The 21,525-nt window shown below is 72.4% G+C and carries 24 protein-coding genes; 16 read left to right on the plus strand and 8 right to left on the minus strand.

Translation table 11 applies throughout. From position 1 onward, the window contains the following. Positions 1-52 precede the first annotated feature (52 nt). Together GEV10_11365 and GEV10_11370 are read left to right on the plus strand one after the other, a co-directional pair. Positions 53-913: a DUF4397 domain-containing protein gene (locus GEV10_11365; GenBank protein ID MQA79056.1), complete on the plus strand. Its 861-nt coding sequence runs from the start codon at positions 53-55 to the stop codon at positions 911-913. Next, a complete protein-coding gene (locus GEV10_11370; GenBank protein MQA79057.1) occupies positions 897-1,580 on the plus strand; it encodes a sortase in 684 nt (227 codons plus the stop codon). The genes GEV10_11365 and GEV10_11370 overlap by 17 nt, the downstream gene beginning before the upstream one ends. On the opposite strand, the gene GEV10_11375 is transcribed toward GEV10_11370, so the two are convergent. After that, positions 1,538-3,091, minus strand: a complete 1,554-nt coding sequence (locus GEV10_11375; protein ID MQA79058.1) for a hypothetical protein — start codon at positions 3,089-3,091, stop codon at positions 1,538-1,540. The genes GEV10_11370 and GEV10_11375 overlap by 43 nt on opposite strands. Positions 3,092-3,292: 201 nt before the next feature. Here GEV10_11375 and GEV10_11380 point away from each other — a divergent pair, with 201 nt between their 5' ends. Then, a complete protein-coding gene (locus GEV10_11380; GenBank protein ID MQA79059.1) occupies positions 3,293-3,937 on the plus strand; it encodes an aldolase in 645 nt (214 codons plus the stop codon). Next, entirely contained in the window at positions 3,934-4,863 is a 930-nt protein-coding gene (locus tag GEV10_11385) for a sugar kinase (GenBank protein ID MQA79060.1), read from the plus strand. Before GEV10_11380 ends, GEV10_11385 begins: the two co-directional genes overlap by 4 nt. Positions 4,864-5,013: 150 nt before the next feature. On the opposite strand, the gene GEV10_11390 is transcribed toward GEV10_11385, so the two are convergent. The 4 genes from GEV10_11390 to ychF all read right to left on the minus strand — a co-directional run bounded on the left by GEV10_11390 (position 5,014) and on the right by ychF (position 9,680). Beyond that, entirely contained in the window at positions 5,014-5,982 is a 969-nt protein-coding gene (locus GEV10_11390) for a hypothetical protein (GenBank protein ID MQA79061.1), read from the minus strand. Beyond that, entirely contained in the window at positions 5,979-6,920 is a 942-nt protein-coding gene (locus GEV10_11395; GenBank protein ID MQA79062.1) for an ABC transporter permease subunit, read from the minus strand. The genes GEV10_11390 and GEV10_11395 overlap by 4 nt, the downstream gene beginning before the upstream one ends. After that, the gene (locus GEV10_11400) at positions 6,913-8,157 is read right to left on the minus strand and encodes a betaine/proline/choline family ABC transporter ATP-binding protein (protein MQA79063.1); all 1,245 of its coding nucleotides are present in this window, start codon (positions 8,155-8,157) and stop codon (positions 6,913-6,915) included. The genes GEV10_11395 and GEV10_11400 overlap by 8 nt, the downstream gene beginning before the upstream one ends. Positions 8,158-8,606: 449 nt before the next feature. Further along, on the minus strand, positions 8,607-9,680 hold the full coding sequence (ychF, locus tag GEV10_11405; GenBank protein MQA79064.1) for a redox-regulated ATPase YchF: 1,074 nt from the start codon (positions 9,678-9,680) through the stop codon (positions 8,607-8,609). An 84-nt stretch (positions 9,681-9,764) separates the two neighbouring features. On the opposite strand from ychF, the gene rmuC reads away from it, so the two are divergent. Genes rmuC through GEV10_11420 form a run of 3 tightly spaced genes read left to right on the plus strand, consistent with a single transcriptional unit; the run spans position 9,765 to position 12,068 of the window. Beyond that, a complete protein-coding gene (gene rmuC / locus GEV10_11410) occupies positions 9,765-11,243 on the plus strand; it encodes a DNA recombination protein RmuC (GenBank protein MQA79065.1) in 1,479 nt (492 codons plus the stop codon). A gap of 44 nt (positions 11,244-11,287) precedes the next feature. After that, entirely contained in the window at positions 11,288-11,716 is a 429-nt protein-coding gene (locus GEV10_11415; GenBank protein ID MQA79066.1) for a hypothetical protein, read from the plus strand. A 34-nt stretch (positions 11,717-11,750) separates the two neighbouring features. After that, positions 11,751-12,068 carry a hypothetical protein gene (locus tag GEV10_11420; GenBank protein MQA79067.1) on the plus strand — a complete coding sequence of 106 codons (318 nt, stop codon included), beginning with the start codon at positions 11,751-11,753 and terminating at the stop codon, positions 12,066-12,068. Between the two features lie 14 nt (positions 12,069-12,082). Here GEV10_11420 and GEV10_11425 read toward each other — a convergent pair whose 3' ends face one another. Continuing rightward, complete coding sequence (locus GEV10_11425) at positions 12,083-13,285, minus strand: 4-hydroxy-3-methylbut-2-enyl diphosphate reductase (GenBank protein ID MQA79068.1); 1,203 nt, start codon at positions 13,283-13,285, stop codon at positions 12,083-12,085. Here GEV10_11425 and GEV10_11430 point away from each other — a divergent pair. The 8 genes from GEV10_11430 to GEV10_11465 all read left to right on the plus strand — a co-directional run bounded on the left by GEV10_11430 (position 13,233) and on the right by GEV10_11465 (position 19,415). Continuing rightward, entirely contained in the window at positions 13,233-14,444 is a 1,212-nt protein-coding gene (locus GEV10_11430) for an exodeoxyribonuclease VII large subunit (GenBank protein ID MQA79069.1), read from the plus strand. The two genes, GEV10_11425 and GEV10_11430, sit on opposite strands and share 53 nt — an antisense overlap. A 2-nt stretch (positions 14,445-14,446) precedes the next feature. After that, positions 14,447-14,683: an exodeoxyribonuclease VII small subunit gene (locus GEV10_11435; protein ID MQA79070.1), complete on the plus strand. Its 237-nt coding sequence runs from the start codon at positions 14,447-14,449 to the stop codon at positions 14,681-14,683. A gap of 151 nt (positions 14,684-14,834) precedes the next feature. Further along, positions 14,835-15,233, plus strand: coding sequence for a helix-turn-helix domain-containing protein (locus tag GEV10_11440; protein ID MQA79071.1), 399 nt, complete (start codon positions 14,835-14,837; stop codon positions 15,231-15,233). Further along, on the plus strand, positions 15,230-16,012 hold the full coding sequence (gene modA / locus GEV10_11445; protein MQA79072.1) for a molybdate ABC transporter substrate-binding protein: 783 nt from the start codon (positions 15,230-15,232) through the stop codon (positions 16,010-16,012). Before GEV10_11440 ends, modA begins: the two co-directional genes overlap by 4 nt. Before the next feature lie 22 nt (positions 16,013-16,034). Next, positions 16,035-16,823, plus strand: a complete 789-nt coding sequence (gene modB, locus GEV10_11450) for a molybdate ABC transporter permease subunit (protein MQA79073.1) — start codon at positions 16,035-16,037, stop codon at positions 16,821-16,823. A 58-nt stretch (positions 16,824-16,881) separates the two neighbouring features. Continuing rightward, positions 16,882-17,922 carry an ATP-binding cassette domain-containing protein gene (locus GEV10_11455; protein ID MQA79074.1) on the plus strand — a complete coding sequence of 347 codons (1,041 nt, stop codon included), beginning with the start codon at positions 16,882-16,884 and terminating at the stop codon, positions 17,920-17,922. Between the two features lie 37 nt (positions 17,923-17,959). Continuing rightward, entirely contained in the window at positions 17,960-19,003 is a 1,044-nt protein-coding gene (glpX, locus tag GEV10_11460) for a class II fructose-bisphosphatase (GenBank protein ID MQA79075.1), read from the plus strand. Positions 19,004-19,013: 10 nt separating this feature from the next. Next, positions 19,014-19,415: an extradiol dioxygenase gene (locus tag GEV10_11465; protein ID MQA79076.1), complete on the plus strand. Its 402-nt coding sequence runs from the start codon at positions 19,014-19,016 to the stop codon at positions 19,413-19,415. A 7-nt stretch (positions 19,416-19,422) separates the two neighbouring features. On the opposite strand, the gene GEV10_11470 is transcribed toward GEV10_11465, so the two are convergent. Continuing rightward, positions 19,423-19,944, minus strand: coding sequence for a GNAT family N-acetyltransferase (locus tag GEV10_11470; protein ID MQA79077.1), 522 nt, complete (start codon positions 19,942-19,944; stop codon positions 19,423-19,425). Positions 19,945-19,985: 41 nt separating this feature from the next. Continuing rightward, entirely contained in the window at positions 19,986-20,558 is a 573-nt protein-coding gene (locus GEV10_11475; GenBank protein MQA79078.1) for a DUF1707 domain-containing protein, read from the minus strand. A gap of 51 nt (positions 20,559-20,609) precedes the next feature. Between GEV10_11475 and GEV10_11480 the strand changes: the two genes are divergently transcribed. Further along, entirely contained in the window at positions 20,610-21,380 is a 771-nt protein-coding gene (locus GEV10_11480) for a maleylpyruvate isomerase family mycothiol-dependent enzyme (GenBank protein ID MQA79079.1), read from the plus strand. Positions 21,381-21,525: the final 145 nt, after the last annotated feature.

Here is a 21,525-nt window from a genome sequence, read left to right on the forward strand (position 1 = left end):
CTCCCATACTGCTCGTGTTCGGGGCACCCTGCGCAGACGGGAAGACGACGTCATGACGACACGACACCTGAGTTCGGCGACCCCGAGAACGGCCCCCACCCGACGGATACGCGCGGCGCTCCTGGCGGCAGCGCTGGCGGCCGCTGCCTGCGCCGCCGGGATGACCGCCCGCACGGCGGACGCGGCCGAGACCGCGCGGATCACGCTCATCCACGGGATCCCCGGCTTCGTCGCGGACGTCGCCCTCGACGGCAAGACCGTCCTGTCGGGCTTCAGGTTCCAGCACGTCACCGACGTCCTCACCATCCCCACCGGCAAACACCGGGTGCAGATCTACCAGGCGGGCACGAAGACCGACCCGCAGCTCGACACCTCGCTGGCGCTGAAGTCGGGGCAGGATCTCAGCGCCGTGGCGGCCATCGGTGCGGACGGCAAGCCGACGGCCTTCGTGTTCGACAACCACTTGCCCTCGGCGTTCCGCGGCCCGCGCGCCGTCGTCCTGCGCAACGCCGCGGCCGCCGGGCCCGTCGCGGTGCGGATCGGCGGGTCGGCGAAATCACCGGTCACCGTCGGCAAGCAGGGCGCGTACGCCCTTCCCGCCGGCGGCGAGCGGGTGCGGGTCGCGACCACCGCGGGCGACGGCATCGGCAAGCCCGTCGACGTGACGCTCCCGGCCGGCCGCATGTACTCGATCTTCGTCGTCGGTGACGCCAAGGCGGACAGGCTGTTCCTCGTCACGGCCCAGCAGCGCCCGGCCGGCGGCGACCGTGAGGTACGACGCATCGACACCGGCGGCGTGCCGCCGGTGCGTAGCACTCCGCTCGGCCTCGCGGCGGCCGTGCTCCTCGCCGCCGGCGCCGTCGTGGTGGCCGCCGCGGTCGGCGTCCGGCGCGGGCATGCCGGGACGCGCTGACCGCGTCCGGATCCCGGCCGTCCTCGCCGGGGTGGTGCTCCTCGCCGCCGGTGTCGTGTTGGCGAGGGTCGACACGACGCGGGCGGACGGCGTCGCGGTCGCGTCCGCGACGCCCGCCCCCGTCCGGTCGACGGAGCCCGGCCCCACCCCCACCCCCAGCGCCACGCCGACGACGCTGCGCACCCTGCCCGCGTGGCCCGGTGCCACCCAGCCCGCGCGGCCGGGGACGCCCGTCCGTCTGGTGGTCCCTGCGCTGCGCGTGGACACCCGCCCGCATCCCATCGGGCGGCTCACCGACGGGCGACTCGACGTACCGAAGGACGCGGCGGCCGTGGCGTGGTGGGCCTATGGCGCGGCGCCCGGCGAGCGCCGCGGGACCGTGGTCGTCGCGGGCCACGTCTCCTGGTGGGGCCGGTGGGGGACGTTCGCCCGCCTGGGCACGCTGTCGCGCGGCGACCGCGTGCGTCTCGTGCGGGCGGACGGCGAGGTCGTCCCCTATGCGGTCACCGCGGTGGTGCGTACGCCGAAGACCCGGCTCGACCGCCTCGGCGTCTTCGCGACCGACGGGCCGCCGGGACTCGCCCTCGTCACGTGCGGCGGCAGGTGGGACCCGGTGCGCCGCAGCTACGACGAGAACGTCGTGGTCCGCGCCACGCCCGCCGCATGAAGCAGCGGCCGCGACTCGGCGCGTACGGCCACGTCGGGCCGATCGGACCGCAGCAGCAGGGCCGACTCGATCCGCACGCCCGCACCCCTGATCATCTCGGTCGTCGAGCGGAGCCTCGTCACCGTCGACCGTCCCGCGGCGACGAGGGCGACTGCCCGCGTCGACCAGCTCCGCAGGTGGTCCCCGCCCACGGCCGGACGCAGCTCGACGAGGCTCACCACGAGGTCGGCGACCGCCCAGGCCACGAGCAGGTCGTCGTCCTCGGCGTCGTCGTTCAGCCGCAGCAGCCGTCCCTCGGGGATCGCCGACCGTTCGGGCAGGTGGACGGTCACGCGGTCGGCGATCGCGCCGACCCCGGACGGACGGGTGCCCGCACTCGTCACGCCGAGCCGTGCGGCCAGGGCGCCACGACGCGACAGGTCGGCGACGAGCACGTTCCGTCCTTCGGCCGCGTACGACGAGGCCAGCTCGGCCACGAGGTGCGCACCCTCGTCCGCGCAGTCGACGGCGACGACGGCGAGCGTCGGCCTCGACGCCTGCGCCCACACCGCGTCGCTGCGCAGCTGCCGCACCGCGGATCGCACGGCCTCGGGTCCCGACGGGCGCGGCACGAGCGGCCAGAGCCGGTGCCACCATCGCCTGCCGGTCACCCGGCCCAGCTGGAGCGCGATGCGTGCGTCGAGCGCGTCCGCGATCGCGGTCCGCCGCCAGAGCCGGCCGGACAGCAGGGCGCGCACGGCCACGAACGCGATGCCGAGCACGAGGCCCGCGGCCAGGCCGACCGCCGCGACGAGCGCCATCGCCGGCAGCAGCGGCCCGCGGTCCGCACGCGGGGGGTCGAGGGTCCGGCTCTGCGACATCACGCTCGTCGCGTCCTGCTCCTTGTCCAGAGCCGCCTCGAGCCCGTCGACCCGGCGCTCGGCGTCGGCGAGGCGCCGGCGTTGCTCCGACCCGTCGGAGCCCAGCGCGGTGTTCGCCGGCACCGCGCCGGCCCGCAGCTCGGAGACGCGTGCCCGCGCGTCGCGCACGTCGTCCCTGACGGGCTCGAGCCGTGCGCGCGCCTGCTCCATGCGGAAGTCCAAGATGACGGAACCGAGCGTCCTGGCCAGGTCCCTCGCCTCCTCCGTCGACCGCGCGGTCACGGAGATCTCGAGCACCCGGTCGGTCAGCGCCGTCGCGGAGTACTGCCGCTGCAGGTCGTCCGCCGTCGTCGACAGCCCCATCCGGTCGACGACCCGCTGGGCCACCGTGCGGGTGGTGGCCAGGCTGACGTCGGTCGTCATGCCGACGTCGGGCTGGTCCCCCTGCCGGTGGACGAGCAGCAGCCGGGTCGACGCCGCGCCCTGCGCGGGCACGACGGCCGCGACGGCGCCGACCAGCAGACCCACGGCACCTGCCGCGAGCCAGAACCGCGCCTGCCGGCGTACGGCCGTGACGACCTGCTGCACCGTCGCGACCAACGCGTCGCGGCGGGTCGGCGGCCCCGGTCGGACCGCCTCCTGTGTACTCATCGGTCCAGTGCCTCCGCTCCGCACAGGACGCCCCACTTGTAGAGGATGCGGACGTGCCCGGTGATACGGGACACCTGGGGCGCAGGTGCCCCACTCCGGTCGCCCGCGCGCACGCAGGGCGATCGGCGTCATTCGACGAAGACGTACGGTGACCAGCGGGTACGGGAGCGACACCGGTGGGTCGGATGGCAGGATCGGTGCATGACGCCCGATGAACTGAGTCACGCCCTTCGCCGGCACCGCCTGCTCGCCGTCGTCCGCGGCACCGAGGCCGACGCGGCCCTGCACACCGTGCTCGAGCTCGTGCAGTGCGGGATCCCACTGGTGGAGGTGTCGCTCACGACGCCGGACGCGTTCGCCGTCCTCGCGGGCGCGGCACAGGAGGCCGGCCCTGGCGCGATGATCGGCGCGGGCACCGTGCTCACCGGCGACGAGGCGCGCCGGGCACGCGACGCCGGCGCCACGTACATCGTGACGCCGGCCAGTGCCGAGGGCGAGCGCGTGGCGCACGAGCTCGGCCTGCCGGTCATCGCCGGCGCGCTCACGCCCACCGAGATCGTCGCCGCGCACCAGGCCGGCGCGACCGCGATCAAGGTGTTCCCCGCGTCGATGCACGGCGGTCCCAGCTACATCCGGGCGCTGCGCGACCCGCTGCCCCACATCCCGCTGATCCCCGTCGGCGGTGTCGACGTCGAGGCCGCCCACGCCTACCTCGCCGCCGGCGCGCTCGCCGTGGGCGTCGGCTCGCCGCTGGTCGGCGACGCCGCGTCCGGTGGCTCGCTCGAACTCCTGCGCAAGCGCGCGACCGCGTTCATCGAGTCCGTCGCGGCGGGGCGCGCCCCGTGACCGACGTCCTGACGTTCGGGGAGGCGATGGCCAACCTGCGCGGCCAGGGCGCGCTACGTCTCGGCGGCACGTTCCGGCTCACCGTCGCAGGCGCGGAGTCCAACGTCGCGATCGGGCTGGCGAGGCTCGGCCACTCCGTGCGCTGGGCGGGCCGGGTCGGCGACGACGAGACCGGGGCGCTGGTCACCCGCACGTTGCGCGCCGAGGCGGTCGACACCGCCTTCGTGACCACCGATCCTGACGCGCCGACCGGCCTGATGCTCCTGGAGCACCGCACCGCCGACCTGGTGCGGGTGGACTACTACCGCAGCAACTCCGCCGGCTCCCGCCTCGCGCCGGTCGCGATCGCGCCGGCACTGGCGGAGCACACCGCGATCCTGCACGTCACCGGCATCACCGTCGCTCTGTCGTCCACTGCCGCCGACGCGGTACGGCACGCGGTCGAGCACGCCCACGCACACGGCTGGACGGTCTGCCTCGACGTCAACCACCGCAGCCGGCTGTGGTCGCGCGACGACGCCGCCAAGGCCCTGCGTCCGCTGCTGCCGTACGTCGACGTGCTCGTGGCGTCGGCCGACGAGCTGTCGATCGTGACCGACGCCGCAGAAGCCGCCGCCGACCTGCTCGCGGGCGGCGCACGGGAGGTCGTCGTCACCCGCGGCGGCGACGGCGCCGAGGTCGTCACGTCCGCCGGCACCGTCACCCGCCCGGCCGCGAAGGTCACTGCCGTCGACCCCGTCGGCGCAGGCGACGCGTTCGTCACCGGCTACCTGTCCGCGACACTCGACGGCCTCGCCGTCGACGAACGCCTCGACCGGGGCATCGCCGTCGCCGGCTTCGCGGTGTCGACGTACGGCGACTGGGAGGGACTGCCGACGCGGGCGGAGCTCGCCCTCGCCGGCCACCGCGACGGCACCGTCAGGTAGCAGCGACCGCGCGGCGCCTCGCCGGAGACTCCGGGAGTCCGGTCGCGATCGTCTGGCACTTCCAGCTCGCCGACCGACCCCGGACGCGGTCAGGGCACCCCACCTCGGCGGGGTGCCCTGACACGTTCGAACGGATCGGCTGCGGCGTGACTACTTCGCGGTCAGCCAGCTGTCGGTCAGTTTCTTGTTGTCCTCGATCCAGGCCTTGACGGCGACGTCCTTGTTCTTCACGCCCTCCTCCTGGATCTTGTTCTCCAGCTCCTGGAGCTGGTCGGGCGTCAGCTTGAAGTTCTTCATCCAGCCCTCGGCCTCGGCGTTGTTCTTGCTGAAGTCCTTCGACGTGATCGTGTGGATCTTGTCGGGCTCGCCCCACGCCTTCTTCGGGTCGTCGAGGTACTTGATGTCGTACTTCGAGAACGCCCAGTGCGGACGCCACATCGTGACGACGATCGGCTTCTTGGCCTGGTACGCCTTGTCGAGCGACGCGAGCATGGCCGGGGTGCTGCTCTGCGTGACGCGGAGCTTGCCGTCCATGCCGTACTGGGGCACGACCTCGTCCTTCAGGATCTTCATCATGCCGGCGGACGGCTCGATGCCGGTGATCTTGCCGTCGAACTCGTCGGCGTGGTCCTTCAGCTCGGCGAGCGAGTCGACCTTGACGTAGCTGGGGACGGCGAGGCCGAGGTCGGCCGGCTCGTACCAGACGCCGATGTCGTTGACCTTCTCGCCGTACTGCTTCCAGTAGTCCGCGTGGGTGCCGGGGAGCCAGGCGTCCATGAAGACGTCGAGACTGCCGCTCGCCACGCCGGAGAACAGCGGCGCGGCCTCGAGCTGCTTGGTGTTGACCTTGTAGCCCTTGGCCTCGAGCAGTTGCTTCCACAGCTCGGTGACGGCGATGTTCTCGTCCCAGGCGATGAAGCCAAGGGTGACCTCCTTGGCACCCTTGTCGTCGCCGCCCCCGCCGCTGAAGCCTTCGTCGTCACCGTTGTTCGCACACGCCGCCATGGTGAGCGTCATCGCGGCTGCCGCGACGACGGCGGTGGCTGTGCGCCACACTCTTCCGAATCGCACTGTTGTCCCTTCCCTGGAACTCGCCTGACGCCCGCGACGACGGATCATGATCCGCCTCCTACAGGCACGGGCCTCTTCTGCTTCTCACTCTCGATCGCGTCTTCCTCGGCCGCGGGCCGCTGGTCCACGCGCTGCCTCTTCTTGCCCCGCCGCTGCGTCAGCCGGCTCACGCCTGCCGTGAGACGGTCGAGGTAGATCGCGAGGATCACGACGGCGATACCACCCTCGAACCCACCGGCGATGTCGAGGCTCTGCGTGCTGCCGACGACCACCTCACCGAGGCCCTCGCCGCCGACCATCCCGGCGATGACGACCATCGACAGCGCCAGCATGATGACCTGGTTGACGCCGGCCATGATGGACGGCATCGCCAGGGGGATCTGGACCTCGCGGAGCACCTGCCCCGGTGTGGACCCGAACGCGCGCGCGGCCTCGACCACCTCGCGGTCGACCTGCCTGATGCCCAGCTCGGTCAGCCGCACGGCCGGCGGGATCGCGAACACGCTCGTCGCGACGATGCCGGAGGGCACCCCGATGTCGAAGAAGAACACCGCGGGCAGCAGGTAGACGAAGACGGGCAACGTCTGCATGAAGTCGAGGATCGGGCGCACGATGACGCTCGTCGCCTGGACCCGGGCCGCCCAGATGCCGACGGGCACGCCCACGACGATCGCGAAGACACCGGCGACGATGACGGCGGACAGGGTCTGGAGCGACGCGCGCCACAGCTCCATGCCGTCGACGAGCAGGAACGCGAGCACCGTGAAGATCGGCAGCCCGGGCCTGCGCGTGACCAGGACGGCGAGCGCCGCCAGGATGGCGATCAGCAGGTACGGGTGCGGCGCCGCCAGCACCTGGTACACGAGGTTGGCGAGGGCCAGCAGGAACTGTGCGATCGCGTCGAAGACGACACTGAGGTGCAGGCGCAGAAAGTCGATGACCGCCTCGATGGCGGTACCGATGGGAAGCCGTGGCGTGTCAGGCATTGCCACTCACCTTCTCCGGCTCCTCGTCCACGTCGGTCTCGTCGCTCCCGGCGGTCGCGTTCCCGTCGTCGGACTCCGCCGATATCGCGGACAGCACGGCGGCACGCGGCACGACGCCGATGAGCCGTCCGTCGCCGTCGAGCACGCCCATCGGGACGGCGTGGTGCCCGGTGAGATGCGCGAAGTCGCTGATGGCGGTGTCCTCGGTGACCGTCTCGTAGTCGTCGTCGTCGAGGACGGAGCGGAGGTCGCGCCTGCCGGCCCCCGCGAGCGCCGCGTCCTTGGCGACGCCTACCACCCGCCGCTCTCCGTCGACGACGTACACGCCGGACGCCTCGATGCCCTCGAGCTTGTGGAGCACCTGGCGCGGCTCCTCTCCGACGTCGACGACGAGGAGCGGCTCGCGCATGATGACGCCCGCGGTCAGTACCCGCGTGCGGTCGACGTCGGACACGAACTCGCGCACGTACTCGGTCGCCGGGTCGGCGATGATCTCCGGCCCGGTGCCGAGCTGGACGATGCCGCCGTCCTTCATCACCATGATGCGGTCACCGATGCGCATCGCCTCGTTCAGGTCGTGCGTGACGAACAGCACCGTCTTCCTGAACTGCTCCTGCAGCTCGAGCAGGAGATCCTGCATGTCCCGACGGATGAGCGGGTCGAGCGCGCTGAACGGCTCGTCCATCAGCAGGATGTCGGCGTCCGTCGCCAGCGCGCGGGCCAGCCCGACGCGCTGCTGTTGGCCTCCCGACAGCTCGCTGGGGTAGGCGTCGAGACGGTGGCCGAGCCCCACGCGTTCGAGCGCCTGACGCGCCTTCGCCGCACGCTCGGACGGTGCCACCCCGCGGGTCTTCAGCCCGTACGCGACGTTGTCGCCGATCGACCGGTGCGGGAACAGGGCGAAGTGCTGGAAGACCATGCTGACGCGCTTGTTGCGCAGCGCGCGCAGCGCGCTGTCGTTCATCGTGACGACGTCGGTGCCGTCGACGAGCACCGAACCGACCGTCGGGTCGATCAGCCGGTTGACCATGCGGATGAGCGTCGACTTGCCCGACCCGGACAGGCCCATGATGACGAACAGCTCACCGCGCTCGACGGAGAACGACACGTCGTCGACCGCGAACACCCCGCCCGCGCCGATCAGGCTCCGCCGGTCACCGCGCCCGGAGGTAAGTGCCTGGACGGCCGTCCGCTCCGGCAGTCCGAAGACCTTCGTGACGCCTCGCGCCTCGATCACATGCCCTCCCTCGACCCGCTCTCGTCAGCGACGTTGCGCAATACGCAACCTGGTGGGCGTTTCGCAACAGCATGCCACGTATGACGACCTCGTCAACCGGCCCGCAGATGCGCCGTCACCGTTCGGACGAGGCCGACACCAGTCGTGACGACCGGAGACTCACCGTATCGAGGTCCGGGCAACGCCCGCACATCGAGGAGGACACAGCGCAGTCACGCCGCTCACGAGCCCTGGTCAGTTGTCAGTCATCCATCGCCGCTGGTACGGCGACCTCGTCGTGGTGTCGGTCGCCTCGCGGCCGCAACCCGTGAGGGGCACCCTCACCGTGTCGGGGCACGGTGAGGGTGCCGTTCACGGGTGCGCTGCGAGGATCGTCGGCGGAGCTTCACCTCACCGACGTGGCGGGCGGCGAGCCTACTGACGACTACCCGCGACACGTCGTCGGCCGGCTACACGTTGAACTTGAAGTCCACCACGTCGCCGTCGCGCATGACGTAGTCCTTGCCCTCCATGCGCACCTTGCCGCGGGATCGCGCCTCGGCCATCGAGCCGGTGTCGACGAGGTCGTCGTACGAGACGATCTCGGCCTTGATGAAGCCGCGCTGGAAGTCGCTGTGGATGACGCCGGCGGCCTCGGGTGCGGTGGCGCCCTTGCGGATGGTCCAGGCGCGCGACTCCTTCGGGCCGGCCGTGAGGTAGGTCTGCAGCCCGAGCGTCTCGAAGCCCACGCGCGCGAGGATCGCGAGACTCGACTCCTCCTGGCCGACCGACCGCAACAGCTCGAGCGCCTCCTCCTCCGACAGCTCGGTCAGCTCGTGCTCGAGCTTGGCGTCGAGGAAGACGGCCTCCGCGGGCGTGACGAGCGCGCGCAGCTCGTCCTTGAGTGCCTCGTTGCCCATCTCGTCGTCGTCGACGTTGAAGACGTAGAGGAACGGCTTCGCCGTCAGCAGGTGCAGGTCGCGCAGCGGCTCGCGGTCGATGCCGGCGCCGAAGACGGTCTGGCCGGAGTCGAGCACCTCACGCGCCTGCCGAACGGCGTCGACGACGGGCGCGAGGTCCTTCTTCAGCCGCGACTCCTTCTCCAGCCGCGGCAACGCCTTCTCGATGGTCTGCAGGTCGGCGAGCACCAGCTCGGTGTTGATCGTCTCGATGTCGTCCTTCGGGCTGACCCTGCCGTCGACGTGGACGACGTCGGCGTCGTCGAACACCCGGATGACCTGGCAGACGGCGTCGGACTCGCGGATGTGCGACAGGAACTGGTTGCCGAGGCCCTGGCCCTCCGACGCGCCGCGCACGAGCCCGGCGATGTCGACGAAGCTGACCGACGCGGGGATCACCTTGGCGGAGTCGAACATCGTCGCGAGCACGGGCAGCCGCGTGTCGGGAACCCCCACCACGCCGACGTTCGGCTCGATGGTGGCGAACGGGTAGTTCGCGGCGAGGACGTCGCCCTTGGTCAGCGCGTTGAAGACCGTGGACTTGCCGACGTTGGGCAGGCCGACGATGCCGATGGTGAGACTCACCCCCTTAACCTAACGCCCACCCAGTTGTCCACATTCGGCGCGTTGCGGGCCATGACGTCGGTGGCGGCTGTCACGATCATGGGCATGGGCGTGATCACAGTCGTACTCCTCGTCACCGGGCTGCTCGTCGGCGCCGGTGCCGGCGCGGCGATCGGTGTGCTGCTCTCCCGGAGCAGGGACGCCTCGCTGCGCGGCGAGCGCGACTCCCTCGTCGTCGAGCGCGACCGGCTGCGCGCCGACGTCGAGCGTGCGTCCGCAGCCCTGCGACAGGCGGAGAACGAGGCGGCGGGCCTGCGGGCGACGGTCGACACCGAGCGCCGCGCCGCGGCCGAGCGCGCCGCCCTCGTCGAGCGCACCATGACCGAACGGTTCACTGCCCTGTCGTCCGCCGCGCTCGCGCAGAGCAACGAGCAGTTCCTCCGGCTCGCCGACGAACGGTTCAAGGAGGCGCAGACCAAGGCCACCGGCGAGCTCGACCAGCGGCGCCAGGCGGTCGAGCACATGGTGGCGCCGCTGAAGGACACGCTCGCCAAGGTCGAGGCGCAGCTGCGCGAGCTCGAGCAGGCACGCGTCGCCGCGTATCACTCACTCACCGAGCAGGTCGGCCTCGTCCGGCAGACCGGCGAGCACCTGCGGCACGAGACCGCGTCACTCGCCAACGCCCTGCGTGCGCCCCAGGTCCGCGGCCGGTGGGGCGAGCTGCAGCTCGAGCGGATCGTCGAGCTGGCCGGCATGTCCGAGCAGTGCGACTTCACCAGGCAGGGCACCGTCGACACCGACGACGGCCAGCGGCGACCCGACCTCGTCGTCCATCTCGCCGGTGGCAAGAGCGTCGTCGTCGACTCCAAGGTGCCGCTGTCGTCCTACCTCGAGGCCGTCGAGAGCACCGACGAGACCCGTCGCAGGGGCCACCTGGGTGCCCACGCGCGCAACCTCCGCCGCCACGTCGACCAGCTCGCCGCCAAGGAGTACTGGGCGGCGTTCAGCCCCGCACCGGAGTTCGTCGTGCTGTTCGTGCCCGGCGAGGCGTTCCTCGCCCCGGCACTCGAGCACGACCCCCAGCTCCTCGAGCACGCGATGAGCAGGCACGTCGTGATCGCGACCCCCACGACACTCATGTCCATGCTGCGCACCGTGGCGTACGCCTGGCAGCAGGCGGCCCTCACCGACAACGCCCGCGAGGTCTTCGACCTCGGGCGCCAGCTGTACGACCGCCTCGGCAAGCTCGGCGACCGCGTCGACGGGCTCGGCAAGGCGATCACACGCGTGGTGTCGGCGTACAACGGCACGGTCGCCTCCCTCGAGACCCGCGTGCTCGTCAGCGCGCGCCGCATGCGCGACCTCCAGCTGGTCGAGGGCGACCTCCCCACGCCCCGTCCCGTAGAGGAGACCCCGCGGGCGCCGAGCACCGCCGAGCTCGTCGAGTCCGCGGGCGAGGCGCGGCAGATCCGCCTGCTCTACGCCTCCGACCCGACCGAGGAGGACGGCGAACCCGTCGACGAGCGCTACGGCGTGACGCCCGAGACGGCTCGCGACCGCAAGGACCGGCCCGCCGCGCGCTGACCCTGCGATACTGCTCGCCGACACGTGTCGAGAAGGGGGCCCTGATGTTCGCGCAGACGCGCACCTTCGAGGATGCACCCTCCCAGCCGTCCGGCGGCGGCATCCCCTGGTACGCCGCGGTGATCACCGTCGTGGTCCTCGGTCTCGCCGCGTCGATCATCGACTGGGTCATCGGCGAGGGCGTCGGCGTCGCGACGGGCATCGCGTTCCTGATCGGCTGCGTGGTCCTCGGCGGACGCGTGCGCATCGAGCACATCGTCGTCGGGTTCGTCGCCGCACCGGTCTGCTTCGCGGCGATCGTCGCGATCTCGGGCGCGATCCAGATGTTCGGCGACGACAGGTTCGGCACCGCGTTCCGCGTCTTCTGGACCTACGCGCTGATCTCCGGCGCCCCGTGGCTGTTCACGGGCACCGCGATCTCGGTGCTGCTCGCGTTCGCGCGGGTGGTGAGGTGGCGGCGCGGACAACGGTAGTCTCTGACCGACGACCTACGTACGGGAGAGCGCCGTGAACAGCGAGGACCACCGCAAGCAAGGCAAGCAGGTCGCCGACGCCTTCGTCGAGGGCATCGGCGAGATCCGTGACGGCATCACCGAGCAGACCGCCAAGCACGAGGACACCATCAAGGACAAGCTCGGCAAGGTCACGAGCTTCCTCGACGAGAAGACCGGCCGCCGCTACTCGGACAAGCTCGGCAAGGCCAACGAGCGCCTCGCCGACGGGGTGGGCAAGGTCGCCGACCAGGGCCGCGCCCAGCGCAAGCCCACCGGTGACGACCCGGCGACCGAGGAGCCCGACGACCCGAGCGCCCCACCCCGCGCCTAGCGGGAGGGCGTGAGTCAGGAGGCCGACTGCCTGCGGCGCTCGCGCAGCTCTCTGGGCAGTGCGAACAGGGTGGACTCGTCGGGAGCGTCGACCTGCTCGACGTCGGCGAAGTCGTGCCGCGCGAGCCAGCCGAGCACCTCGTCGACCAGGATCTCGGGCACGGACGCGCCGCTGGTCACGCCCACGGTCTCGATGCCGTCGAGCCACGCCTCGTCGATCTCGTCGGCGGTGTCGACGAGGTAGGCGGTGCGTGCCCCGTACGAGAGCCCGACCTCCACGAGGCGGACCGAGTTGGACGAGTTGCGCGACCCGACCACGAGGAGCAGGTCGCACTGCTCGGCGATGGTCTTCACGGCGTTCTGGCGGTTCTGGGTGGCGTAGCAGATGTCGTCGCTCGGCGGGTCGCTGAGTTGTGGGAACCGCTCCCGCAGTGCGCGGACCGTCTCGTTGGTCTCGTCGACCGACAGCGTGGTCTGGGACAGCCAGACGAGATTGTCGGGGTCGCGGACCTCCACGGTGCGCGCCTGCTCGGGCCCGTCGACGAGCACGACGTCGTCGGGTGCCTCGCCCGCGGTGCCCTCGACCTCCTCGTGGCCCTCGTGGCCGATGAGCAGGATCTGGCGGTCCTCGCGGGCGAAGCGCTTCGCCTCGTTGTGCACCTTCGTCACCAGTGGGCAGGTCGCGTCGATGGTGCGCAGCTCGCGCTGCGCGGCGCCCGCGTGCACGCTCGGGGCGACGCCGTGGGCGGAGAACACCACGAGCTCGCCCTCGGGCACCTCGTCGACCTCCTCCACGAAGATCGCCCCGCGCTCCTCGAGCGTCTTGACCACGTGGGTGTTGTGCACGATCTGCTTGCGGACGTAGACCGGTCGGCCGTACTTCTCGAGCGCGCGCTCGACGGTGACGACCGCGCGGTCGACACCCGCGCAGTAGCCACGCGGCTTCGCGAGCAGGACACGGCGCGTCACGAGCTGCCCTCCGAAGTGAGCATCGCAGCGGTTCGAAGTAGGGGCCGACACCACGCGCCCGCCGAGCGAGGAGCGGAGCGGAGGAGGGCGGCGGGAAACGCAGGCATATGTCCACCCTACGGGCAACTGTGGAGGACCGGTGGGGCCGTCGGCGTCGCCGCGTAGGCTCGCGTGCGCAATGGAACGCGCGAGTCGGATGGACACCACACCCGAGCGCCCGGTGCCCGTCCGCACCGTGGCGCAGCTCATCGCGCAGTGGGTCGGTCGGCTGGGGCGGGTCTGGGTCGACGGCCAGCTCACCGACGTCTCACGCCGCCCGGGCGCCGCGACCGTGTTCCTGACCCTGCGCGACCCCGTCGCCCAGGTGTCACTCCCGGTCACCTGCGCGCGGCAGCTGTTCGACTCGATCCGGCCACCGCTCGTCGACGGCGCCCGCGTCGTCGTCCACGCGAAGCCGGAGATGTACGTCGCGCGCGGGCGGCTGTCGCTTGTCGCGACCGACATCCGCCCGGTCGGGGTCGGCGAGCTGCTCGCCCGCATCGAGCGGCTGCGCCAGCTGCTCGCCACCGAGGGCCTGTTCGCGGCCGAGCGCAAGCGCAGGCCGCCTTTCCTGCCCGAGCGCGTCGGCCTGATCTGCGGACGCGACTCCGCGGCCGAGCGCGACGTCCGCGAGAACGCGCGCCGCCGCTGGCCCGCGGTGCGGTTCCGGGTCGAGCAGGTCGCCGTGCAGGGGCTCCACGCCGCGATCGAGGTCGCCGAGGCCGTCCGCAGGCTCGACGCCGACGACTCGGTCGACGTGATCATCGTCACCCGCGGCGGCGGCTCGCTCGAGGATCTGCTGCCGTTCTCCGACGAGGGCCTGCTCCGCGCGGTCGCCGCGTGCCGCACGCCGGTCGTCAGCGCCGTCGGTCACGAACAGGACGCCCCGCTGCTCGACCTCGTCGCCGACATCCGCGCGTCCACGCCGACCGACGCGGCGAAGCGCGTCGTCCCCGACGTCGGCGAGCAGGTCGCGCTGATCCGGCAGCTGCGCGACCGCGGCCGGCGGCACCTGACCGGCTGGCTGCGCCGGGAGCACGCGGCGCTGGTCGCACTGCGCTCGCGGCCGGCGCTGTCCGACCCGCCGCGCGAGCTCGACCGCCGCGAGCTCGACGTCCTCGCCATGCGCGACCGGGCCAGGCGCTCGCTCACCCACCGGCTCGACCGCGCCGCCGACGACGTCCGCCACGTGCGCGCCAGGGTCGTCGCGCTCTCCCCCGCCGCGACCCTGCAACGCGGCTACGCGGTCGTGCAGCACGACGGACACGTGGTCGGCTCGGCCGGCGACCTGCACCCCGGCGCGGCCGTGTCCGTCCGACTGGTCGACGGCAGGTTCGGCGCCCAGGTGACCGACGTAGAGACGGAGTGACCGTGACCGACCGTCCCGCGATCAGCTACGAGCACGCCCGCGCCGAGCTCGCCGAGGTGGTGCAGCGGCTCGAGGCCGGCGGCACCACGCTCGAGGAGTCGCTGACGCTCTGGGAGCGCGGCGAGGAGCTCGCCGGCATCTGTCAGGACTGGCTCGACGGCGCCCGCATCCGCCTCCAGCAGGCGATGGAGGCCACCAACACCACCGACACCGACACCGACACCGACCGCGAGTCGTAGCACGCACTCCACCCAGCGAACATGGACTTCACCTCGTCCCGGCACGAGGTGAAGTCCCCGTTTGATCACGTTAACGTGATCAACGGGAGACCGACCGGCCGCATACGTAGGGCTTGCATCTGCTAGCGCTCGGCGCGGTATTGTCTTGCACATGCCGGAGTATCAGGTGGGTCGCGCCGCTCAGCTGGTCGGCGTCAGCCCCGACACGTTCCGCCGGTGGATCGACGCGGGCCGGCTGCCCTGCGGACGCGACGCCAAGGGCCGGCGGGTCGTCGACTCGGCCGACCTCGCGGCCTTCGCCGCCGATATCGGGGAGTCCGGCGAGCACCCGCTGGCCCGGCCGCGCACGTCGGCGCGCAACACCTTCCCCGGCCTGGTCACCCGGGTGGTGCGCGGCGACGTCATGTCGCAGGTCGAGGTGCAGTCGGGTCCCCACCGGGTCGTCTCGCTCCTCAGCACCGAGGCCGTCGACGAGCTGGGCCTCGCGCCCGGCGTCGAGGTCGTCGCCTGCGTCAAGGCCACCAACGTCACCATGGAGGTTCCCCGATGACCCGGTCTTCCCTCGCCCGCACGTTCGGCGCCGTGCTCGCGCTCCTCGCGCTGCTCGTCCCGGTCGCCGGCTGCGGTGGGGACGAGGGCTCGCCCGCCGGCGAGAAGACGACGGTGACCGTGCTCGCCGCGGCGTCGCTGACCGACGCGTTCGGCGACGTGCGCACGGCGTACGCGGCGGAGGCACCCGATGTCACCCTCCGGTTCTCGTTCGCCGGCTCGCAGGAGCTCGCCGCCCAGGTCCGCGCGGGCTCGCCCGCCGACGTCATCGCGACGGCCGACGAGAAGACGATGAACGGCCTCACCGACCACGTCAGCGACCCGCGGCCCTTCGTCACCAACCGTCTCGCGATCGTCGTCGGCAAGGGCAACCCGGAGAAGATCGCGACGCTCGCCGACCTCGCGAAGCCGGAGCTCAAGGTCGTCCTCGCCGGTCCCACCGTGCCGGCCGGACGGTACGCCCGACAGATCCTGAAGAAGGCGGACGTGACGGTGAAGCCGAAGAGCGAGGCCACCGACGTCCGCCAGGTCATCACCCCCGTCCGGCTCGGTGAGGCCGACGCCGGCATCGTCTACGTCACCGACATCACCGCCGCCGGCGCCGAGGTCGAGGCCGTCGCGATCCCCACCGAGCAGAACCTCGTCGCGACCTACCCGGTCGCCACCGTCAAGGACAGCAAGAACGCCGACGCGGCGAAGGCGTTCACCACGTGGCTGCACGGTGCCGACGCGAAGACGATCTTCGACAAGAACGGCTTCGGTGACCCGACCGAGTCCTGAGACGAGGGCGGGTCGGCCGCCGATCGCCCGGCGGCCGCGCCCACCCGTCCTGCTCGTCGTGCCCGCGGTCGGCGCGGTGCTGTTCGTCGGCCTCCCCCTCGTCGGCCTGCTCGCCAAGACCCCGTGGGGGTCGCTCGGCGAGCAGCTGTCCTCGCCGGACGTCCTGTCGGCGCTGTGGCTGTCGGTCGAGTGCTCGCTCGGCGCACTCCTGCTGAGCCTCGTCCTCGGCGTCCCGCTCGCCTTCCTGCTGGCCCGCACCGACTTCCGCGGCAAGGCGGTCGTCCGCGCACTCGTGACGCTGCCGCTCGTCCTGCCTCCGGTCGCCGGCGGCGTGGCGCTGCTGCTGGCGTTCGGCCGGCGCGGGCTGGCCGGCGACCTGCTCGCCGCCGTCGACGTCTCACTGCCGTTCACGAAGGCCGGCGTGATACTCGCCGAGGCGTTCGTCGCCATGCCGTTCCTCGTCCTCTCCGTCGAGGGCGCGCTCGCGGGACTCGACCCGGAGCACGAGGACGTCGCGTCGACGCTCGGCGCGCGGCCGCTGCGGGTCTTCTTCACCGTCACCGTGCCGCTCGTCGGCCCCGGCATCGCCGCCGGCGCGGCGCTCGCCTGGGCACGAGCGCTCGGCGAGTTCGGCGCGACGATCACGTTCGCCGGCAACTTCCCCGGCACGACGCAGACCCTGCCGCTCGCCGTGTACGTCCTGCTGCAGGACGAGCCCGACGCCGCGATCTCGCTGAGCCTGCTGCTCCTCACGGTCTCGCTCGCCGTCCTGATCCTGCTCCGCAACAGGTGGCTGGGGCGGGTCGCATGATGACGACAGCGCAGGAGCTCGACGAGCGCGCCGGAGGCGTGGGAGGAGGCGGGCGCGCATGAGGACGACAGCGCACCTCGACGCCGCGGTCCGCGCGGGCCCGCTCGACCTCACGCTCACGGCCGAGCGCGGGGAGACCACGGCACTGCTCGGCCCGAACGGCGCGGGGAAGTCGACCCTGCTGCGCGTGCTTGCCGGTCTCGTCCGGCTCGAGGAGGGCTGGGTCAGGGTCGGCGGCCACGACGTGTCCCGGCTGCCCGCGCACGCGCGCCGGGTCGGGCTCGTCCCGCAGCGCCACGCGCTGCTGCCCCATCTCAGCGTCCGCGCGAACGTGGCGTACGGGCTGCGCGCCCGCGGCGTCGGCCGGGCGGAGACACGCCGGCGTGCCGCCGAGTGGGTCGAGCGGCTCGGCCTCACCCCGCTGGCGGACCGGCGCCCGCGGACACTGTCCGGCGGCCAGTCGCAACGAGTCGCGCTCGCCCGTGCCCTCGCCACGGAACCCGACCTGCTGCTGCTCGACGAGCCGCTCGCCGCCGTCGACGCCACCGCCGCGGTCGACCTGCGCCGCACCCTGCGCACCCACCTCGCGACGTTCGAGGGCACCTGCCTGCTCGTCACCCACGACCCCGTCGAGGCGGTGACGCTCGCGGACCGCCTCGTCGTGCTGGAGGACGGCGTCACGGTGCAGGACGGCACGCCTGGCGAGGTGCTCCAGGCGCCGCGTTCGCCGTGGGTGGCGCGGATGCTGGGCATGAACGCGTACGAGGGGATGGTCGCGGACGGCGTTGTCCGGCTCGACGAGGGCGGCACGCTCGTGGCCGCGGACCTGCCCGCAGCCGGCACGCGTGTGCTCGCGACCGTCATCCCCGAGGCGGCCGCGCTCTACCCGGCACGTCCCGACGGCAGCCCGCGCAACACCTGGCAGGGCACGGTCGGCGAGGTCTCCGGCGTCGGCGGCCGGGTCCGCGTGCACGTGCTCGGCTCCCCCGACCTCGTGGCCGAGGTCACCCCGGCGGCCGCGGCCACGCTGCGTCTCACGTCCGGCGCCCGGGTGTGGGTCAGCGTCAAGGCGACCGAGGTCAGGCTGACCGGTCTATAGGGTGAGGGCATTCGACCCTGGAGGCGAGGGAGCCATCATGACCGGAGCGCACCCGGAGTCCACCACCCCCGACGAGCTCGCGACCGCGGTGGCCGCCCCCGACCGCAACCTGGCGATGGAGCTCGTCCGGGTCACCGAGGCCGCGGCCATGTCCGCGGGCCGCTGGGTCGGCCGCGGCGACAAGAACGGCGCCGACGGCGCCGCCGTCAACGCCATGCGCCAGCTCATCGGCACCGTGTCGATGAACGGCGTCGTCGTGATCGGCGAGGGCGAGAAGGACCACGCGCCGATGCTCTTCAACGGCGAGGAGGTCGGCGACGGCACCGGTCCCGGCTGCGACGTGGCCGTCGACCCGATCGACGGCACCCGTCTCACCGCCATGGCGATGAGCAACGCGCTCTCGGTCATCGCCGTCTCCGAGCGCGGCTCGATGTACGACCCTTCCGCGGTGTTCTACATGGACAAGCTCGTCGCCGGTCCTGACGCGGCCGACGTCGTCGACATCGGCGCACCGGTACGCCACAACGTCCAGGCGGTCGCGAAGGCCAAGGGCGGCACCGCCGAGGACGTCACGGTCGTCGTCCTCGACCGGCCGCGACACGAGGACCTCGTCAAGGAGATCCGCGCCACCGGCGCCCGCATCAAGTTCATCACCGACGGCGACGTCGCGGGCTCCATCATGGTCGTGCGTCCCGAGACCGGCGTCGACCTGCTGCTCGGCGTGGGCGGCACCCCCGAGGGCATCATCTCGGCCGCCGCGATCGCCTGCCTCGGCGGCGTCATCCAGGGCAAGCTCTGGCCCCGCGACGACGACGAACGCCGGCACGCGCTCGACGCGGGCCTCGACCTCGACCAGGTGCTGACGACCGAGCAGCTCGTCGCGTCCGACGACGTGTTCTTCGCGGCGACCGGCATCACCGACGGCGAGCTGCTGCAGGGTGTGCGGTACCCGCCGGGCGGCGCGACCACGCACTCGCTCGTGATGCGCTCGCGCAGCGGCACGGTCCGGCTGGTCGAGAGCCAGCACCGCCTCACCAAGCTGCGCGCGTACAGCGCGATCGACTTCGAACGCGCACGCTGAGGGCGGCGCCGTGCCCCTGGGACATCTCGGCGTCAACGTCACCGACCTCGCGCGGGCGAAGGCGTACTACGACGGGTTCATGGCCCTGGTCTCGTACGTCCCGTTCCATACCGGACCCGACCAGCTCTCGTACCTGCCCGCGGACGAGAAGCCGGGCACCTGGGTGTTCTTCCACCCGGCACTCGAGGCGAGCCCGTACTCCCGTCACCGTCCCGGCCTGCAGCACCTGGCGTTCATCGTCAAGACCCGTGCGGCCGTGCACGAGGCGCACCGGTGGGCGGCGGCGCGGGGGTCGGAGATCCTGCACGCGCCCCGCGAGTTCCCCGAGTACCACCCGGGCTACTACGCCGCGTTCTGGCTCGACCCCGACGGCGTCATGCTCGAGGTGGTCTGCCACCGCGACGACGCCTGAGCGACGCTCAGAGGCCGTCGAAGGCGGCGGCGAACCTGAACCGGCCGCGCAGTGCCGGGTCGTACGCCGACAGCGTGCGCACCTGGAAGTGCGAGTCCCAGCCCGGCTCGGGTGGCGTGATGCCGTACTCCGCGGCGGGACGGAAGCCGAAGAGCGGGTAGTAGTCGGTGTGGCCGAGCAGCACCACGAGCGGCTCGCCCAGGGCGTCGGCCGCGCCGAGGACCGCATGCATGAGCGCGTGACCCACGTGCCTGCCCTGATGGGCCGGCAGCACCCCGAGCGGACCGAGCCCGAGCACTGCGGTCGTCCCGATCGCACCGTCGGTGCAGACGACGTGGCCGACCACCGTGTCGTCGCCGGTGACGGCGACGAGGGACAGCTCGGGTCGCCAGCCGGGATCGGCGCGCTGCGCGTCGACCAGGCCGGCCTCGACCGGGACCTCCGCCGGGTTCTCCGGCTTCGCGAACGCCGCGGCGTGCACCGCCCTGATCGCGGCGACGTCCGCCGGAACCTCACGTCTCACGCGCACGGCGCTCACCCTGCCCGCCCCGTGCGGTCGCGGCAACCGGATTACCGGCGCGGCCGAGCCTTCAGCGTGCGTACGGTCACCTGACCGATGCCGAAGGCACGGACCACGACCGTCGACGTGGGCTCCGCGCTCGCCCGCCTCGACCACACCCGGCGCAGCCCGACGAGGCGTCCCCGCTCGACCTCGACCCTGATCCACGGCGGCACGAGCACCTGGAGGAAGCCGCCGAGGCAGACCGCCGTCACCACGGCCGGGTCGGCGGCGAGGACGGCCTCGGTCAGGTCCAGGGTGACCGTGCCGCCGATCGCGTTGGCCGTGTAGTGACCGGGCAGCACCCACCGGCCGGTGCGCCCGCGCCTGCCGAACGTGGCCGTCAGCGGACCGTCGGCGAAGTCGGGGAGCCCGGCCTCGCCCACGGCACCAGGCAGGTCGGCCAGCAGATCGGCGAGGTCGCCGAGGGTGCGCGCGGCGTACGCGCTCTCCATCCGCTCCTGGTGCTCGTCGACGGTGAGCCGACCCTCGCCGTACGCGCCGGACAGGGCGGCGACGACCCCCTCGCGGTCGGCGTCGGACGCGCGCAGGTCACGCCCTGCGTTGCGCCGCCACCGGTTCACGAGGAAACCTTACGACGACGCGCGCCGGCGCCGGCCTGGCAGACTGCAGGCATGACTGCGGATCAGCGCATTCCGATTCCGCGCTTCGTCGACGCCCTGCGCCGTGAGGGCGAGCTGCTCGCTCTCGCCGCGGAGCGCGCGGCGCTCGACGACGAGGTGGCGACCTGCCCCGGCTGGCGGCTGCGCGACCTGTTGCGGCACGTCGGCGGCGTCCATCGATGGGCGACGCACTATGTCGCGCACGGACGCGACACTCGGCTGCCCAAGGAGGAGGACCAGCCCCTGCGGCGCACCTGGCCCGCCGACGACGGCGATGCCGGGGCGCTGGTGCGCTGGTTCCGTGACGGGGTCGACACCCTGACCGACACCCTCGCCGCAGCCGACCCGCACCTCGACTGCTGGCACTTCCTGCCCGCACCGTCGGGCACGGCGTTCTGGGCCCGCCGGCAGTACCACGAGACGACGGTGCACCGCGTCGACGTGGAGCTGGTCAGCGGCGCCGTCACCACCATCGACCCCGACCTCGCGGTCGACGGCATCGACGAGGTGCTGCACGGCATGCTCCCCCACCGCAACCGCCCCCGGGCAGACCCGCCGCTCACGCTCGCGCTGCTGGCGACGGACACCGGCACCGGCTGGCACGTGACCATCGGCGAGGACTCCCTCACGACGAAGGCGGCCACCGCCGACGCGTCGTGCACCGTCCGCGGCACGGCCGACGACCTGTACCTGCTCGTCTGGAACCGCCCCACGGCGCACCCGCTCGCCGTCGAGGGCGACGAGCAAGTCCTCGACCTGTGGCGCGCGAAGGCCACGATCTGAGCGAGGCTAGTGTCGCCCGCCGGAAATTCGTAGGTTAAGTCGGTATGGTGGTGGCATGCCGAGAACTGGGCGTCCGAAGGCGGAGTTGGTGTTGACCGGTGCCGAGCGGGAGCAACTGATCGGCTGGTCTCGGCGGGCGAAGTCC

The sequence above is a fragment of the Streptosporangiales bacterium genome (assembly GCA_009379955.1).
Taxonomy (GTDB): Bacteria; Actinomycetota; Actinomycetes; order Streptosporangiales; family WHST01; genus WHST01.

Coding starts and splice junctions, on each gene's coding strand:
- GEV10_11365 (MQA79056.1), top strand. CDS start 53: ATGACGACACGACACCTGAGTTCGGCGACCCCGAGAACGGCCCCCACC.
- GEV10_11370 (MQA79057.1), top strand. CDS start 897: ATGCCGGGACGCGCTGACCGCGTCCGGATCCCGGCCGTCCTCGCCGGG.
- GEV10_11375 (MQA79058.1), bottom strand. CDS start 3,091: ATGAGTACACAGGAGGCGGTCCGACCGGGGCCGCCGACCCGCCGCGAC.
- GEV10_11380 (MQA79059.1), top strand. CDS start 3,293: ATGACGCCCGATGAACTGAGTCACGCCCTTCGCCGGCACCGCCTGCTC.
- GEV10_11390 (MQA79061.1), bottom strand. CDS start 5,982: ATGATCCGTCGTCGCGGGCGTCAGGCGAGTTCCAGGGAAGGGACAACA.
- GEV10_11395 (MQA79062.1), bottom strand. CDS start 6,920: ATGCCTGACACGCCACGGCTTCCCATCGGTACCGCCATCGAGGCGGTC.
- rmuC (MQA79065.1), top strand. CDS start 9,765: ATGGGCGTGATCACAGTCGTACTCCTCGTCACCGGGCTGCTCGTCGGC.
- GEV10_11415 (MQA79066.1), top strand. CDS start 11,288: ATGTTCGCGCAGACGCGCACCTTCGAGGATGCACCCTCCCAGCCGTCC.
- GEV10_11430 (MQA79069.1), top strand. CDS start 13,233: ATGGACACCACACCCGAGCGCCCGGTGCCCGTCCGCACCGTGGCGCAG.
- GEV10_11425 (MQA79068.1), bottom strand. CDS start 13,285: ATGAGCTGCGCCACGGTGCGGACGGGCACCGGGCGCTCGGGTGTGGTG.
- GEV10_11440 (MQA79071.1), top strand. CDS start 14,835: ATGCCGGAGTATCAGGTGGGTCGCGCCGCTCAGCTGGTCGGCGTCAGC.
- modA (MQA79072.1), top strand. CDS start 15,230: ATGACCCGGTCTTCCCTCGCCCGCACGTTCGGCGCCGTGCTCGCGCTC.
- GEV10_11455 (MQA79074.1), top strand. CDS start 16,882: ATGAGGACGACAGCGCACCTCGACGCCGCGGTCCGCGCGGGCCCGCTC.
- glpX (MQA79075.1), top strand. CDS start 17,960: ATGACCGGAGCGCACCCGGAGTCCACCACCCCCGACGAGCTCGCGACC.
- GEV10_11480 (MQA79079.1), top strand. CDS start 20,610: ATGACTGCGGATCAGCGCATTCCGATTCCGCGCTTCGTCGACGCCCTG.